The sequence below is a fragment of the Streptomyces plumbidurans genome, from assembly GCF_019857225.1.
GTDB classification, from domain to species: Bacteria; Actinomycetota; Actinomycetes; order Streptomycetales; family Streptomycetaceae; genus Streptomyces; species Streptomyces plumbidurans.
This window is the reverse complement of sequence record NZ_JAFJSY010000178.1, coordinates 1-608: the sequence shown is the minus strand read 5'-3', so window position 1 is coordinate 608 and position 608 is coordinate 1. Positions and strand designations below refer to the sequence as shown.

Here is a 608-nt window from a genome sequence, read left to right as displayed (position 1 = left end):
GCCCGGTCCGCCGTGCCGAGCCGCACCGTGAGCGCCTCGGGGTGATCGGCCCCGCGCTCCCACAGCCGCGGGCCGGGGCCGAGCGCGGTCAGCAGCAGGGCCGCCGGGTCGGGCCAGGTGTCCGGGAGCTGCGGGCCGGGGTGCGTCGCGGTCCGCGTCGCCGTGCGGGTGCCGTCGTCCTCGTAAGCGTCGTACCCCTCGTCCCTCGGCGTCGGCTGCTCCCCGCGCCCGCCCGCCAGCCGCCGCCGCGCCCACGCCGAGAGCCCTCCGCGCCTGCGCGCACCCTGCGGTATGTCGGTGCCGCGCAGGGGAGTGCCCTGGCGCGTGCAGGACGCCTCGGCGTCCTCCGGCGCAGCAGACGCCGTGTCCCACGCGACCGCGCCGAATCGCCCCGCGTGCGTGTCGAGGCCCGCTCCGGGGGCGTCCGTGCCCCTGTTCTCGATCCGCGGGGGCCTGCCCTGTTCGGGCACGAGGGGCGGCTCGGCCGGGCCGTGTTCCTGTGCGCTGGGCAGGCCGTGCGGGGGTGTTGCGGCCGGGTCGCCGCCGTCGGGCACCCGCGCGTGGGGCGCCGGGACGGCGTGCGTGGCGCCGCCCGCGGGGGCCGAGTG

1 pseudogene is annotated in these 608 nt (G+C 80.6%); it reads right to left on the bottom strand.

What is annotated here, in order from left to right:
• Positions 1-608, bottom strand: a pseudogene (locus JYK17_RS40300) (cell division protein FtsK); the annotation flags it as partial.